This window comes from Rhodopirellula maiorica SM1, from assembly GCF_000346295.1.
In the GTDB taxonomy this organism is placed as follows: domain Bacteria; phylum Planctomycetota; class Planctomycetia; order Pirellulales; family Pirellulaceae; genus Novipirellula; species Novipirellula maiorica.
In genome coordinates, this window is the sequence record NZ_ANOG01000344.1 from 1 (window position 1) to 16,034 (window position 16,034).

A 16,034-nucleotide genomic window follows, 5' to 3' on the forward strand; every position below is an offset into this window, starting at 1 on the left:
CAATCCGATCCGAATTGCGATCGAATTTGTTCCAGCGGTGTGTCGGGCGTCGTCGCCAGCGACAAACCACCGCGATACGCCGGGGTCTCGCCTAGTGAAGCGAACCAGTGCCCCAATGGTGCGGCGTAGCCAAGTTCCAGTACCGCAAGCGATTCGTCGCGAGCTCGTAACATCGAATCGATCGCGTGATATTGCTCGTAGTTTTCGCCGTCACCAAAATAGAGCTCGCCCACGCGGTTTAGAATTTCGGTCTTGGTACTCGCAATCTGCTCGGTACACCGCTGCAGCGAATCGGCCGTCGCCGTGATTCGCAGCGAGATGGTCGCCTCGCTAACCGTGATGCCAACTCGAGGTTGGCGGTCTCGCGCGATCATGTCGCCGAGCCGTGATTCCATGTCACTTTCGCCCGTGCCAAAAAATTTCATCACATGGTGCTGAATCACATTGCCGCCGCCGGACATTTCCGCGATTTGGTGCGACACGGTTTCGTTAAACATCAACTTCATTTCGGCCGGGACGCCGGGCAATGCGAACACGCGACAGGTGGTCGAGTGGCCTCGGTCAATGACCAAATCAATACCGGGGGCAGTCCCTTGCGGATTGGAGATGATCTGGCTGGATCGTGGAAACATCGCTTGTACCCGATTCCGCTCGGGCATCGGCCGCCGGCGTGCTCCGAATAGACTTTGGATATGATCCATTGCCTGTTGGCGAAATTCGAGTGGTTCGTCGACGACCTCAGCAAGTGCTTCGCGAGTCAGGTCGTCTTGGGTTGGCCCTAATCCTCCGCTGCAGATGACAATATCGACGCGATCGGCAGCGATTTGAAAAACGTCGATGTTGTCACGCAACATGTCGCCGACCGTGGTCTGGAACCGGACTTCGACGCCGAGTTCGCCAAGCCGTTGGCTGAGCCACTGAGAATTGGTGTCCAGCCTCGCTCCGCTGGTCATTTCATCGCCGATCGAAATCACCTCGGCCGACAATTTCAGCGGCGAGGGGTTATGGGTGCGGCTGCCGGGGGTGGCCTGATTGCTCATCAATCGATTCTTCCAAGGGGGCGGTTGGATGCTCGATTGTAAGGGTGAATGCCGTTTTGGACAGTTCCCCAAGCAAGATTACACGATTGGTGAAGCCTTCGTGTCGCTCAAAAAACATCTGCTGCGTGATTTCAAATTTTGGCGTTTTGGTCGCGGCTTCGCTCGAAGACGCCGATGCGGATTTAGGTAAGACAGGTTCCACCTCGAAATACCACCACATGTGCGACCCTTCATCCTTGCGACCCACCCAGTGGATTTTTGCTTTGGATGGCTCGCGATCTTGACCTTTTTCAGTCTTCCGCTGGCCAAGCGGGCGGATCTGGAACGTTTTGTTCAAATACTGCACGGCAACCGATTCGATTCCTTGCGATTTGTCCGCTTGATGTTCGATCCATTGTTGATCGACAACATGAAGTCGCAGTGCGATCTCGAAGCGTTTGGTTTCGTGATTCCACTGGACTTCGCTGACGGTTTCGTGGACCGGGTGCATCATCACCAGGAACAACAGTGCTTGGAACATGTTCGATCCGAACGGGAAAGTGAAAAGGGACTCAGGCCGACGGTTTTTTGCGAGCGGAGGCTTTGGACCGAGAGTTAGGCGTTTTGCTTGACTTGGTTTCGTCTCGCTTTTCTTTGGATGCGTCCTTTGCGGAATTCGCATCCGTTTTTACCTCGGGTTTGTCTTGCTTGTCGCCATCCTTTTGCTCATCCGATTCTTTTTCGTCGTCCGACTTGTCGTCTTTCTTTTCGGCTTCGGAGGTATCGACGTCGGGCTTGAGAGCCTTTTGCATCGGATTTTTGCTCTTTTCGCTCTTGAACAATTTAAAGCGACTCGGAACAAGTCGAGGTGGCCAATAGTTATTGGATTCCTCGGCGTCGGCGGTTTGTTGTTTCGGATCCAATTGCAAACGAGCGATCTCTTTTTCGGTGACAAACAGCTTGTCCACTTGCTTGCTGTTGCTTCGCCAAACCTGGGCCGGAATCGTGACGGTTTCGCTGGTGTTGTCGGTGTAGTGAATGCGAACGATGATCGGCATCACCAAGCCGCCGACGTTTCGGAACGTGACAACGTAAAAGTTTGTTTTGCGACGCAGCAACGCACGTTCGTCCGCTTCGAGTCCATCGAGGAACTTCTGGTACGCTTTGCGATCCGATTCTTCGACCTTGTGTTCGTCATAGTCGGGACTGTTGTAAAAGTCCTTTAGGCCCGGCTGCAGATCGATTCGGCGGGGCAAGTCGGCGTTGCGTTCCTTCGAGATCGTAGGTTCTTTTTTGTCTCGTTCTTGGCGTTTGATTTCGGCGTTGACTTCGGGGTCACCGCTGTCAATTTGGTACAACCGCACGTCGCTGATCGCGATGTCGACATGATCGGTGCTAAAGAACCAACCTCGCCAAAACCAATCTAAATCGATTCCCGAGGCGTCTTCCATCGAGCGAAAAAAATCGGCGGGCGTGGGGCGTTTGAAACGCCATCGCAACGCGTATTCTCGGAATGCGAAATCAAACAGTTCGCGGCCCATGATCGTTTCACGAAGGATGTTCAGTGCGGTCGCAGGTTTTCCGTAGGCGTTGTTACCAAAGCTCAGGATCTCTTCGCTGCCGGTCATGATTGGACGTTGTCCACCGCCCTTCATGTAGGGCACCATTTTGGCAGGTTCGCCACGGCCCGATGGATAATCCTCTTCCCATTCTTGCTCGGCCAAGTATTGCAGGAAGGTGTTCAGCCCTTCGTCCATCCATGTCCATTGACGTTCGTCGCTGTTGACGATCATGGGAAAGAAGTTGTGACCGACTTCGTGAATGATTACCGAGATCAAGGCGTACTTGGTCGCTTTGCTGTAAGTCCCGTCGTCCTCAGGACGCGGTCCGTTAAAGCAGATCATCGGATACTCCATCCCATAAACCGGGCCGTTGACGCTGATCGCCACCGGGTAGGGATAGGGGAACGCGTATCGTCCGTAGACTTCAATCGTGTGGACGATCGCTTCGGTCGAATAGGTGCTCCAAAGCGGATTGCCCTCGTTGGGGTAATACGACATCGCCATCACGGTATTCCCTTCGACCTCGACACCCATCGCATCCCAGATGAATTTGCGACTGGCGGCGAAGGCAAAGTCGCGGACTTTTTTAGCCTGGAATGCCCACGTTTTCGTCCCCTTCGCACGACTCGTCTCGTTCGCTTTGGCTTCTTCGGGCGTGATGATCATGACCGGTTTTTCAGCCGAACGAGACGATTCGAGTCGTTCGATCCATTGCGGATTCAATACTTCATCGGCATTCTGCAATTCCCCGGTTGCCGCGACCACCATGTCGCTTGGCACCGTAATGCGAACGTCAAAGTCACCCAGTTCGAGCGTGAATTCGCCACGTCCTAAAAATTGCTTGTGTTGCCATCCGGTGTAGTCCGTGTAGGCGACAACACGAGGATACCACTGAGCAATCTCGTAAATGTAGTTTTCGTCCTTCTCGAAGAACTCGTAGCCGCTGCGGGCACGGATAATCTTGCTGTCGACGATGTTGTAACTGTATTTGACCTTCAATTGCGTCGAAGCCCCCGGTGCAAGAGGCTCCGGCAAATCGATTCGCATCATCGTTTTGACAATCGAATGCGGCAGCGGTTGATCTTCGCCATCAGTGACCGATTTGATTTTGTAGCCCCCTTCGAAAGTCGAACGGGCTAACAGCGAACGAATCGCGTTAAATTGGACTCGCGGATACATCGACGGTGCCGGCGCGGTCGTGACTGCGTCGGAGTCGGGCTTGAAAATGTTCTGATCCAGTTGCAGCCAAACGTAGGACAATGGATGGGGGGATTGATTGTGGTAGTCGATCGCCACCGTACCGCGAATTCGTTGGTTCGCGTCATCCAAAGTGACATCAATGTCATAGTCGGCGCGTTGTTGCCAATAACCGGGGCCAGGGGCCCCCGACGCCGTTCGGGTGTCCGTCGGCGTCGGTAACCAAGAATCGATTTGGAAGAATCGATCGGTCGAATCGCTGTGTTTCGAATTCGACAAGAATTGGGCGTTGGCGGTTTGCCAACCGAACAGCATGGTGGCGAACAAGAAGCTGACTCGGATCAGCTGTGGACTGACTGGCAAAATGGTTTTCACTGCGGCAACATCGTGATTGCGAGTAATCAGGTGGACGGTTTTTGACCTAGTTTAACCAGCTTGCCAAGATTTGAGGTGGGGCTACCCAAAATTGTTTCATCCTTGATCGGCTGCGTGATCGATGGCAACCACTATGGCGATAGACGGGCGGTTTTCCTGGCCGCGCTCTAGGTAGATAAGCAGACGTTTTTCGCCAGCGTAACCGCTTCGACGCTAGCCATTTGCTGATTTTCATCAAAATGCAAATCGCAGGAGTGAACCCACCGCTTTAAGTAGCGGAGCGGCGCAAGCCGCCCGGTGTAAACCGAACGTTTTTACTCGCCTCAACCGGACGGCTCGCGCCGTGCCGCTACGAAAGTAGATGGGATTGGGCGCAAGTCGCCCGTTAGATTGCTGTCGCACCAACCGTTTTTAATAGCGGAGCGGCGCAAGCCGCCCGGTAAAGCTCGAACCTTTTAATCGCCGCACCGCTAACAGAGTGGGGCGATTAATAGAGTAATGCGATAAACGTTTAGCTGAGGAGGCCGGCCAAGTCATCGGCGAGCAGATCGAGCACTTCGTCATCGTCGTCGCTGCCACTGTCGAAACCGTTTGCCACAGCAACGCGGGTCGTTTCCGAACCGCTCGGGGTGTCAACCGACACCACCTTGCTGTCACCGCTGGACAATTCCGCGAACACGGAATCGGTCACAGGCTCAACCGTTTGTGACGAATCGGTGGTTGGAAGCATTGCCGTGGCGACTTGTTCGCCTTCACCACTGACGCCGGTCGGTTGCACTCGACGACTCAGTTCATTGATGACCTGCAGTGCATCCAGCGCGGTTACCGCTCGGTCACCGTTGACGTCCACGTAATAGGAACTGACGAATACCGATTCACCTTCGGCGCCCGATGGCACCGCTCGCGCCATTTCGTTGATCACGTGCAACGCGTCGATCGGGGTCACTTGACCGTCATTGTTGACGTCCGCAGGCAGTCGAGTGTTCTGCAGCGGCGATTCGCCTTGCCCATTCGATCCGACCGTAATGCTCAACGCTTCATAGCGAATTTGCGACGTTGGGACGGGATCATCTTCCTCGAACAAAAGTGTGTCCTGGAACGGCGATGCATCCGCAGGCGACGCGGCAATGGTGCTTTGGCCGGGCGCGATGGCATCAAAGAAAATCGTAGCCAACTGGGTTGGATTCAGATTCGGGAAATCGCCATCGTCGGCATTGGTTTGAGTGGTGACACTACCAAATTCGTCAATGATTCCCAGTCGTGATGCCGTTCCAACCCCAGCCCCAGTGTTAAAGTTCGAGCCAAAGGTGACATCAAAGTTGAAACGGTCGCCGAGATTGGTATTGGCCGGACGAATCGAATCCGAATCGTACAGCATGTCCAAGAAACCTGCGAAGACAGCTGTGCTGTTGTTTCGCAGATCTTCGACATTGACTCGAACCCCAAAACGATCGCCGACATTGATTTGGCTGCTGGTAATGGGTTGCCCGCCAGCATTCACTAGGTCCAATCCAATCAAAACTTGATCATCTGCATTGGCATTGCCATAGGCCAATGTGACCTGAGCCGTGCTGCGAATGCCTTCGTCGGTCACGATGACATAGGTGAATTGGTCAAAACCCGTCGCGGTTGGATTGTTGGTCGGACGATAGTTGAAGTAGTCGTCGCTTAAATCGCTTGGCGTGTTATTGTTGTTGACCGTGATCGTGCCGTTTTGCGGCTGGACGGTGACACCAAATTCCTGCAACGTTTTGCCAGCGAATTGGTCATTGTCCAAGACATTCAATCGGGCAGCGGTTGCCGACGATGCCGAAATGGTGGCACCCGTCGAATCGACGCCTTGCATGAACGCGTCATCGACTGCGGAAACAAACGTTCCGTCGCTCGCGAAGATCACGAATTCGTTTTGCCCCAAGCGAAGCTGGCTCGGCGTCAATGCAACGTCTTGTCCTAGCAGCACGGTTTCGCTGCGAGGGTCATCCGCGGGATCGGCGGTAAACACGGCCACACCCGGTGACAATGCTTCGAAGGTGATCGTGAACAGCTCGGCTTTGCCGGTAAATGGCGTCGGATTGTTGACGATTTGGACGCCGCCGACATCATCGATCAAACCTGGCTTCTGCGAATTTCCTTGCTGGAAAGTCCCACCCGAGAACAGCGGGCCAAAGGTGATGTCAAATGGGAACGCCGGATTGGCGGTCGAGGCCACCGTTTTGACCAATTCGTCGGTGTACAACAAATCGAGGAACGCCGATGCAACGCCTTCGGGATCGCGAACGTCGGCAAGGTCAAGCTCGTCGACCAACACGCGGACGCTAAAGCGATTCGCGGTTGGGTCGGTTGAATTGAGTTGCAGATTGGTGATCGGAGTGTTGTTGAGCGGGTCCAAGAATTCGATTGAATAATCGACCAAGTCATCGCTCTGCGAACCGGGCAACAGATTGATCGTGACCTCGGCACTCGAGGTCGATCCTGCTCCATCTTGGATGCTGTAGGTGAACTGTTCGGTACCGGTGAAATTGCTGGCGGGCGTATAGCGGAGCGATTGGCCGCCGCCGATGATCGTGACCGTTCCTCCGGCACTTCCCGGTGTCACGCTAGCGATCGACAATCCGCCCGACAGGCTGGCGACGTCATTGTCCAGCACGTTGAGGGCTCGGTTCTGCGAGCCTTCGGGAATGCTGAAGGAGTCGTCGATCGCAATCGGGACATTCGATTGGAACGTGACATCCACGGTCACCGTGGCCGTGTAGAAATTGTTGAACGCGTCGCTGACGGTGTAGGTAAAGACGTCGCGTCCGGTGAATCCGTTTTGCGGTGTGTAGAAAATCGAACGTCCACCGTCGTCATCGGCGATTCGTACAGTACCGCTGGTGCCGTTGTTGTTGAACGAAACGATCGTCAACGGATTTTCGGGGGTCTCGAAATCGTTCGCCAACACATCGAGTCGAACGGGATTGCTGTTGCGAGAAACCTGCAAATTCAAATCGTCATTGGCAACGCTGTTGGTTGGCAAAATCGAAACCAGGACGTCTTCCACTTCACCGGTTTCCGCAAAACCGGCTGGGCCAAGACCCGAGGTTTGGCTCAAACGGAAACGAGCATAGGTGGTTCCGGTGATTGCGGTCGAGGGAACAGGAACGTTGACGGTTTGAGTGGCTCCGATGGCACCGCTAGCGACCACCACTTCGGTCAATCGTTCGGTGGTGGGATTGAAGGTTCGGTCGCCATTAAAGTCGACGAAGCCTTGCAAGTAGGCGGGGCTGCCGGTGGTATTGGTGACCGTGACGGCAAATTGGCCGGTGGATCCCAAACCAAACGGCGTCGCTTGAAACACGCCATCTTCGTCATCGCTTCCATTGTTGTCGTCGCCATCGGCCCCGACGCTCGGTTGACCGTCCAGTTCACGGTCCACCGTCGAACCGATCGTCAAACCGGTGGTAATGCCGTGCGAGGCACCGCCAACCGCCTCGGTCGTCAAATAGGTGTTCGGAGCATCGCCAAAGTCACGCGATGGCAAGTTGCCAAAGTCCTTGTCAAAGACGGCCGAGCCATCAAAGACAACGGTCCATTCGCCACCGGCTGGGAAGGTTTGTACGAAACCGGCTTCCACCACTTCGCGAATGGTGTAGGTGCCCGGACCAGGGAAATTGATCGTGTAAGATCCGTCCGCTCGAGTGGTCGCGTTGGGTTCGCCAAGGTCAGGCCGATCGTCGCCGTCCAAGTCCAAATAGATGTAAACGCCTTCGATTCCCGGTTCGCCGGGATCTCGCAGCCCATCGCCGTCGTTGTCGCTGAACTTGGTACCAGTGATATCGGATTGCACTTTGGTAAAGCCAAAGTTTACGCCGCCGACGGTGCCTCCGGACGTGGTGACCGGATTGCTGGTCGCGGTGCTAGCGACAAACTGAACCGATGGGGCGATGGCGACAACCGTTTGCGTGCCGGTGCCCGCAGGCAAGGTATAGCTTCCGTCGGTTCCAGTCACGGTCCGCGTTTCGCTCGAATCGAGCACGCCGTTGCCGTTTGCATCAAGGAAAACGGTAACGCTAGCGAGTCCCGCGTCGGCGGCACCGTTGCCGTCACGATTCAGGTCGTTAAACACCCGCCCGGTGATCGAACCGCCGACGGTGCCGGTGGAAAGGACATGCGAAAGAGTCTCGGCCGATTTTTGGGTACCAAACAAACCTTCGGTTCGCGAGAAACGGTCGGTCGTAAACGCAATATCGGTGTCATCGACGGTACCGAAAATTCCGTCGTTGCCCACGCCTGCAAAGAATTCTTCGGCTTGCTGTGGACCGCCTTCGTCGATCAAGTTCCCGACCAAGTTGGTACCGTCGGTGTGTCGCAACCCAAACGTGTGCGATGCTTCATGCGAAATGGTGACCGCCAATTGACGTGCGATCGCATCAAGTTGACTGACGGCGTTGGAGATTGGGAACTGAGCAGCAAAACCGTTGATCGCGTCAACCTGAACCACCCCAATGCTGGTCAAATCAAAGTTGCCAAGGTCAATCGCGGTCGCAATCGGGCTTGCCAAACCAAAGTCGGCGGTCGTACCGCCAACGATGATGCGTGTGACCAGCGGATTGGACCCAGGGTCGTTATGGGTTTCGCTACTGACGATCGTCACGCCGTAGTCGCCGGGAACACCGGTGTTGGCGTAATCGCCATTGCTGCCGTTGATTCCGATATCGGCAAAGTGCTGGAACACTTGCTCCATCGTATCGGCCACCAATTGATCATAGGCAGCATCATTGGCGATTTCGATGCCGATATCCGGGAGCGAATCCCGCAGCGACGGATAACGGATGATGCCTCCGATTGGGACACCGTTGGCCCCGCCGAGCGAATCGCTGTACTGGTCCGGGGTCAGTGTTCCGCCGTCGAAATCAACAAAAATGACTTGGTTGGCACCGATCGGCAATTTCTCGGTGGTCGGGCGATAGGTTCGCAATCCAATTTTATAGTCGGGGGCACCGACGTTCGCGGCGACTTCGACGTAATAGCGGCCGTCTTCGGGGACCACCTGAGCAAACGCGGCATTGCCCAAGGTTTGAATCGGTGAATTTGCCGGGACGCCTGCCGATTGCAAGTCATCGACCCCGTACCAAATTCGGCCGCCTTCATCGTAGACCGTGTATTCGACCGCAGACCCTTGCGTGGCAATATCAAGGATATCGCCCGCCTTTAGATCAAAACCATAGACGTCCACGTCAGTATTGAATCCACCCCCCAGCGGAGGCCGAGTCCCAAAGCTGAACGTTCCGCTGATGTCGATCGTGTTGCGTTTCCCCGCTTCATTACCGAGCGGGATGATTTCGGCATCGGTGTAAAAGTCGTTTTGGCCGAGCGTCACCAACGCTTCTTTTTCGACATACGAGAACGATGTCACCGTGCCGATGTTGCGAGGCCCGTCAAAGGTGGGCAGCTGCGTCAACGGAACGGTTGGAATGTCCGCCGCCATCAATTGACGTTGTTCGAGGCCTTCGAGCATCAGCGTTCGTTTACGCAGCCCTCGCGACGTCAAATTTCGTTTGACGCGTTTACGTGGAGTGCGGGTCGGTTGGGGGGCGCTAGATGTCGATGCTTGGATCGATTCACTGCGTTTGATCATCGAGGGTCTCTTGCCAAACGTTCTGCCAAGGGATTCACGTGACAATGCCGGTTTTGTCGCGATTCTGCCCAAGGGCGTCAAATCAATGACGCTGCGAGGTGGATGTATTCGTCTTCTGTCGTAATTTTGCCGCTCTTCTCCGCAAGCCGCTCTTCATTCTCGGTAGCCAAATGACTGGGGACCAGCCAAAGACTAAGTGCGATCCATCGGTCGGAACTCTAAATTGCTCGGGGGCGCTTTAAACTGCATCGGTAAATTCGATTGGGCGCCATCGGCTATTTAGTGAACGCCTTCCCATTCCGAAACTTAGTCACAATAGGAAAGAGATTGCAAATGAGAGGGACCTAGGGGAAAAGGGACGAGTTGCGATTCTAATTGCACCCTTAGACGTGTCAACGAAACGCTGCACTTCGGACGCGTCATTCGCAACGGAAGTTCCGGTTGCACCGAAAAATCGGTCTAAATGGACATCGGATGACCATCCCCGTTGCCAAGATTCCCTTTCATCGGGGGGCAGATTGTCCCGGCAGGTGACAGGTGTTCATGTCACAGCGGGCTGCCGACCAACGCCAACCACGTCGACTAGCCGGCGTTTTCGAAAACGAAGTTGCCCCAGCGCACAAAAAAAATCCCGTCCGGCGCACAAAAAAATCCCGCGAACGAATTCGCGGGATTTTGATGATGGGTATGCCGTGACGCCGGTGGAAGCTACCAAATGTATTCGGCACCGACCGAGAAACCTTGGATCACCAATTGATCCGTTTGGTTTCGGTTGGGTCCAGGAGTCGATCCGGGAAGCGAGTCCGAGAAGCTGCGGATATTAGCGGCGTCGAGCGTTCCGAAGCGGACATCATCCACTGCGATCACGTGGTATGCCGATCGAAGGGTCCAGGAATGGCTCAGTCGATACAACAGCGTGGCGTCAAATTCTGCCATCACGGTGCTGTCTTGGTTGCCGTCGTCGAACTGTACCGAACCCGGGGTGGCACCAGCGGCTTCGGAGTTAAAGGCGAGGAACGAATTGCGTTTGATATCGTTCTGCATCCACGCTCCCTTGGCTCCGATGCCAAGATTGATTCCGGGCATCACGTTGTACCACAGGTCAAAACCAGCTTGGGGGCCGAACAAACGGTTCTTGTTGCGGTCGCTCGAGGTAAAGAAGCGGCGGTCGCTGCCGGTACCGTTGTTGTCGAGTCCGACGGTCGAGTAAATCAAGCGGTCGTCATAGCGGATGTGGCGAAGCCCCACCAACCACGAGCCTTGGAAGCGGCAGTAAGGACCGACGGTGCGGCGGCGATAGTTCAATTCAAAACTGTCGAAGCTGCTTTCCGTTGCAATCGATTGGCTGAGCGATTGATCGGTATCATCAAATCCGCCTGCGGGGTCGACCCCAAAATTGCTAATCACCGAGTACAGTTGGGCGTTGGGATCGTTGACGGTTGCCCGGCCGTCCCACTCTTGGCCACCCATGTAGGTGAATTCCATGTTGCCGCCCGCTCCGAAGATGAACGCAGCCGACAATCGCATGCCCGCTTCGAGATCATCGCTGTCAGCATCGCCGATATTCAAAACCGGCGTGCCGCTGATCCCTTGTGTGGTGATGACTTGGTTTCCGTTGCCGTTGTTGTGGCTCAGGAAGATTGCTTCGGCTGACAGGTCGTACCAACGCTGGGCACATTTGCCGGCGTCTTGGTAAGGCAGCAAGCATCCGATTGCCCCCTTCATGTAGCCGCGGCCCCAGAATTGGCATGCTTCGCAGCCATCGCCACGACAAAACATGCACAGGAAGCGTAGGTTCGTGCGTCCACCACAAGCTCGGCAACCTTCACGACCACATCCACCACACGCGGTGGCGTTTTGGCCGATGCGTCCTAGCAATCCGCCGCGACCGAGCATGCAACAGGAACCGCATCCGCAACCGCCGAAAATTCCCGGGTCACATTCATCCTGTTCGCCGTAGCCGCAATTGCCGCCACAGTTGCCATCGCAGCCAGCGCCGTCGCAACTGCCATCGCAGCCACCACCGAGCATGCCGCCACTATCACAAGCGGGACCATGAAATCCGACCGGCATCACGCCGCTCGACATGCCCAGTGGCATCGCCGTCCCGTTGTACATCGTTGGCGGTACCATGCCAGCGGGCGTCACATAGCCGCTGCCGGCATAGTCCATGTCGGCTTGGACCACGCGGGGCGGTTGTGCCTGTGCTTCGGGAAGACCAGCCCAAAACGCAAAGACCGCTGTGGCAAACAGAGTTAAACAGGTCGCTTTTATTGGAATCATTCGGTGCATTGCAAACGTCTCCGCGGCAATCGCCGCCTCGCTATCGGCCGGTATGGAAAAGCCGGGGTATCAAAAGCGGGAACGAAGCAATGTCGGCCCATCCACTGGACCGCTGCTATCGATGACCGTTACCGCGACCCTCGCCGTAACAGCCTCAGGCACGGTTGATCCCTCTCGACGCGATATCGCAACGATTAAAACCAAGCCCACCTTTTTCCCCCTCGATTGGCTTTGAAGCAAATCATGCCGTACATTGAATCCTGAAAAATCATGATTCTGGAACGTTCGACATAACTCCTTCACGCGGATTTATCGGCACAACCGGACGCGAAGGTTTGGTTATTCCGCCAGATACGTTCAGGAAAAATTTTCCGGTCAATATCAAAAATTGCTATCATCGGCCTTTGCGAGGGGGCGTCCCCCCTTTCACCATGGTTCATCCAAGCCGGTGAAGAATCGATCACCGAAAAGACGGTTGTCGCCATGAGTCATCTTTCCTCTGCGGATTCCAAGACCGCACCTCGTTCCCCAGCAGGGAACGCCGAATCGGTTCGCGAGATCCTGACGCGACTGGGGCCGCCGCCCGCGGATATCGCCGACCGTTGGTGCCGACAAGCTCGCGCGATCGCCGACGATATCGCTTTGCGGACCGGGCAACCCTTGCCCCCGATCGATCTAGCCGACTGGTTCGTGGACGATCACGGCACGGTGGGAGTTCGCTCAAGTCCAACGAATTGGGAATTTCCCGCCGTTGATGATTCCGTCTCGTCACAGCCCACAACGGCGAGTGAAGTGGACGCAATCAACCAACAGCGGTTAGCGGATTTTCGCAACCAGATCGGCAGCGAGGCGATGCCATCGCAGACGTCGCACGATCAACCGGCAACATCGGACACGCCGGAACGCATCGGCGACGTGGTGGTCGACGCCAGTGACAATCCCGTCGGTGATATCGACGAGGACGATGGCGACGCGGCGTCGACCAAGACGGATGCCCGAAAGCGGCGGCGCCGCTGGCCAACGTCGACTCCGCGTATTGCCGCCGCGGCGCTAATTGTCCTGGTGTTGGCGTTGGGATGGTGGCTAGCAGGGAACGCTTTGTTCGTCGCTGATTCGCCCGACACAATATTGCCAGACTCGAAATCGTCCGAAACATCAGACGCTGCTGGATCGAGTCCTGGCGATGCTCGCTCCGACACCGTTTCGCCTGGCAACGCTTCGAGTAAGACATTTGATACGTTACCGCCTCAGACACTCGAGTCATTTAGCATTACGGATGCGGTGGTTGATTCAGACAACTTGCTGGTGGATCCCACGTCGGTTTTGCCTTTTGATGCATTGGTTCCCGATAGGGCGAGTCCGACCTTTCCACCGGGTCTCGAGACATCACCGCAGTCTCAGTCCGCTGGCTCAATATCATTATCAAACCTAGATGACGACGCCGACGACGATCCTGTTGACGTGACTTCGATTGATGGATCGTCGTTGTCGGTCGGTGTTGGCGATGCGGATGTGCCCACGGCGGATGCTTTGGCGATGCATCCGGAAACCGAGGCCCCCGAGTCACCGCAACGAGTGCGGACGGTGAAGGTGCAGTCGTTTCAATTGCCGGCGGTGGAGGAGACGGTGGAAACGCAGCCGATCGGCGATTGGCCGGCCAGCGATACGGTTCTGGATCGTCTTTCGCTCGAATTCCCGTTGCCGATTCCAATCGCGATGAAACGTAGTCCTGCGTCCTCGGCAAATCCCAACGCTCTCTTTGATTTTCGCGACACTCGCAATCAAACCTTGCTCGCGTTGCTCTGTCGCGATTCCGACCAACTTGCGTTTCAGTGGCAGGACACTGCCAAGTCGAGTTCTCAATCCAGTCTGCTGCTGCACGGGCGACTGCGAGATTCGACCGGCAACGTGATTTATTTTCGGCCGCGAATCGAGGCGGATGCGTGGGCGTTATCGTTTGATCAATCGGATTTTCATCCCAGTTGGGATTTGGGCGGTTTGCTGCCTGCGAAGGTGACGCGATTAAAAATTGACTTTGATTTGCCCGACGAGGTGGAAGAGGCGTGGATCGAACCGATTGATGCGGCGTCGCCGCGACGGACCAGCGGGATTGCGGTGCTTGCACTCAAAGACAACGAAAATGTTCGAGTCGGACTGCGGTTTGACATCAAGTGCACGACGAAATTAGCGTGTCAGATTCGTATTGCCGGGCGGTTGGACCCTGCCTTTGCTTGGCAGACGTTTACCGAATCGGGGCTGGCAAATTTTGCCAACTCGCTGCTCAGCCAATCTGACCTCGTCCAACAACAGATTGCCAGCATCGAAGCGATCTACGACCGTGCCGACACCGACGCACGACGCATCCTCCGACCTCGTCGCACTGCAATCAAGACACATGCCGAACAGTTGACCGAATTGTCGCGGCGTGTTGCCGAATTGCAATCTTTGCTGGCTCTGTTACAAACATCGGCAAAGCTGCGATTTCAAGTTTTCGTCCGCTGGTCCGATAGCGAACAAGTCATACTGGCGCAACAGGAGTAGAACCGATGCGATGTTTCTGGGTTGAGAAAAACGAAGCCGGAGAAGTGAACGCCTCGCTAACCGATCAACCTACCTCCATCTTTGACGACGTCGAAACGACCTCGCCACGCATCCGCGTCCAGGTACAGTATTCGTCGCTGAACTACAAAGATGCTCTCGCGGCAACGGGGCACCCTGGAATCGTTCGCAAATTTCCGCACATCCCCGGCATTGATGCCGTTGGCGAAGTGATTCAAAGCGAGGACGACGCGTTCCAGACAGGCGACGCGGTGATTGTGACCGGACATCAATTGGGAGTGACACGTCTCGGTGCATGGGCCGAACAGATCGACGTGCCTGGTTCGTGGGCTGTGCCGCTGCCGGACTCTTTGACGGCCGTGCAAGCGATGGCGCTGGGTACCGCTGGATTTACGGCAGCTCAATGCGTCGGGGCCTTGATCGATCACGGCGTGGCACCCGAATCGGGAACGGTGGTGGTGACTGGCGCTACCGGCGGTGTCGCCAGTTTGGCAATTTCATTGCTGGTCAAACTGGGATACACCGTCGCCGCAGTGACCGGGAAAGAAAGTGAGCATGCAAATTTGAAGAAGCGTGGTGTCGATACCGTGTTATCACGCAGCGAGTTTGTAGACGAAAGCAAGCGGCCGCTATTGAGTGCCGCGTACGCTGGGGCGGTCGATACGGTGGGCGGAAAAATGCTCGAAACGCTGCTGCGAACCACATCGTACCGCGGCTGCATCGCGGCCTGTGGGCTGACCGGCGGAAACGAACTGCATACCACCGTCTATCCGTTCCTATTACGCGGAATCACGTTGTCTGGAATCGATTCCGCGATGTGTCCGATGCCCGAGCGGAACAAAATTTGGCAGCAATTGGCGGGTCCTTGGAAACCGGATGATCTGGATGCCCTGACGCACGTTCACTCCATGGACGAATTGTCGTCACTAGTTGAGACCATCTTGGCCGGAAAAATGGTCGGCCGGGCCGTGGTGCAGATAAAGTGATGCGGCCCTAATCGCTCTGGGGATGCGTTTCCCGGGCGGGGCTATCGCATTCCCATCGCGAATCGGCCACAATGTCGATCAAATGAATTGGCTCCCTCAACTGTCAACGACTCCTAAACAGCGGCACCGACGATTCCGTTCGGGGGCTAGTGCAGTTGCGTCTCGCGCTAGCCAAACAAAGGGCAGTCGCCGTCTGAGTCACGAGCGACTTGAACCGCGTCATCTGATGGCCGTCTTTGCTCCGTCGCCGACCGCAGTCGACGGAGCGATAGACAGTCTGCGAGATGCAATCATTCAGGCCAACCAAAACTCCGAAGACGACACGATCGAGTTGGACGCGGGCCTGTATCTCTTGAGTTTAGAAAATGTTGCTGGCCAAGAGAACACGGCAAGCAGCGGAGATCTGGATCTCAGCGAAAGCAACTTTACCGTGACG

8 protein-coding genes are annotated in these 16,034 nt (G+C 55.7%); 3 read left to right on the forward strand and 5 right to left on the reverse strand.

From position 1 onward, the window contains the following. The 5 genes from RMSM_RS11175 to RMSM_RS36725 form a co-directional block, all read right to left on the reverse strand. The coding region (locus RMSM_RS11175; protein WP_008695507.1) for a competence/damage-inducible protein A at nt 1-1,040 on the reverse strand (1,040 nt) is incomplete at its 3' end. After that, on the reverse strand, nt 1,003-1,560 hold the full coding sequence (locus RMSM_RS11180) for a DUF6702 family protein (RefSeq protein WP_008695510.1): 558 nt from the start codon (nt 1,558-1,560) through the stop codon (nt 1,003-1,005). The genes RMSM_RS11180 and RMSM_RS11175, both read right to left, overlap by 38 nt. Before the next feature lie 31 nt (nt 1,561-1,591). After that, nucleotides 1,592-4,093 (reverse strand): M1 family metallopeptidase, encoded by a 2,502-nt coding sequence (locus RMSM_RS11185; RefSeq protein ID WP_144057563.1) that lies wholly within the window; start codon nt 4,091-4,093, stop codon nt 1,592-1,594. Between the two features lie 571 nt (nt 4,094-4,664). Further along, a complete protein-coding gene (locus RMSM_RS11190) occupies nt 4,665-9,770 on the reverse strand; it encodes an Ig-like domain-containing protein (RefSeq protein WP_008695512.1) in 5,106 nt (1,701 codons plus the stop codon). Between the two features lie 708 nt (nt 9,771-10,478). Further along, complete coding sequence (locus tag RMSM_RS36725) at nt 10,479-12,053, reverse strand: Lpg1974 family pore-forming outer membrane protein (RefSeq protein WP_144057561.1); 1,575 nt, start codon at nt 12,051-12,053, stop codon at nt 10,479-10,481. A 483-nt stretch (nt 12,054-12,536) separates the two neighbouring features. Here RMSM_RS36725 and RMSM_RS11205 point away from each other — a divergent pair, with 483 nt between their 5' ends. The 3 genes from RMSM_RS11205 to RMSM_RS39755 all read left to right on the forward strand — a co-directional run. Continuing rightward, entirely contained in the window at nt 12,537-14,594 is a 2,058-nt protein-coding gene (locus RMSM_RS11205) for a hypothetical protein (protein ID WP_008695519.1), read from the forward strand. 5 nt (nt 14,595-14,599) lie between these two features. Next, a complete protein-coding gene (locus RMSM_RS11210) occupies nt 14,600-15,598 on the forward strand; it encodes a YhdH/YhfP family quinone oxidoreductase (RefSeq protein ID WP_008695521.1) in 999 nt (332 codons plus the stop codon). An 82-nt stretch (nt 15,599-15,680) separates the two neighbouring features. Continuing rightward, nucleotides 15,681-16,034 (forward strand): hypothetical protein (locus RMSM_RS39755; protein ID WP_144057562.1); only part of this gene is annotated, 354 nt, incomplete at its 3' end.

Bases quoted from the DNA above. Each gene is read 5' to 3' on its own strand.
- RMSM_RS11180 (WP_008695510.1), bottom strand. From the start codon at position 1,560: ATGTTCCAAGCACTGTTGTTCCTGGTGATGATGCACCCGGTCCACGAA.
- RMSM_RS11185 (WP_144057563.1), bottom strand. From the start codon at position 4,093: ATGCTGTTCGGTTGGCAAACCGCCAACGCCCAATTCTTGTCGAATTCG.
- RMSM_RS11190 (WP_008695512.1), bottom strand. From the start codon at position 9,770: ATGATCAAACGCAGTGAATCGATCCAAGCATCGACATCTAGCGCCCCC.
- RMSM_RS36725 (WP_144057561.1), bottom strand. From the start codon at position 12,053: ATGATTCCAATAAAAGCGACCTGTTTAACTCTGTTTGCCACAGCGGTC.
- RMSM_RS11205 (WP_008695519.1), top strand. From the start codon at position 12,537: ATGAGTCATCTTTCCTCTGCGGATTCCAAGACCGCACCTCGTTCCCCA.
- RMSM_RS11210 (WP_008695521.1), top strand. From the start codon at position 14,600: ATGCGATGTTTCTGGGTTGAGAAAAACGAAGCCGGAGAAGTGAACGCC.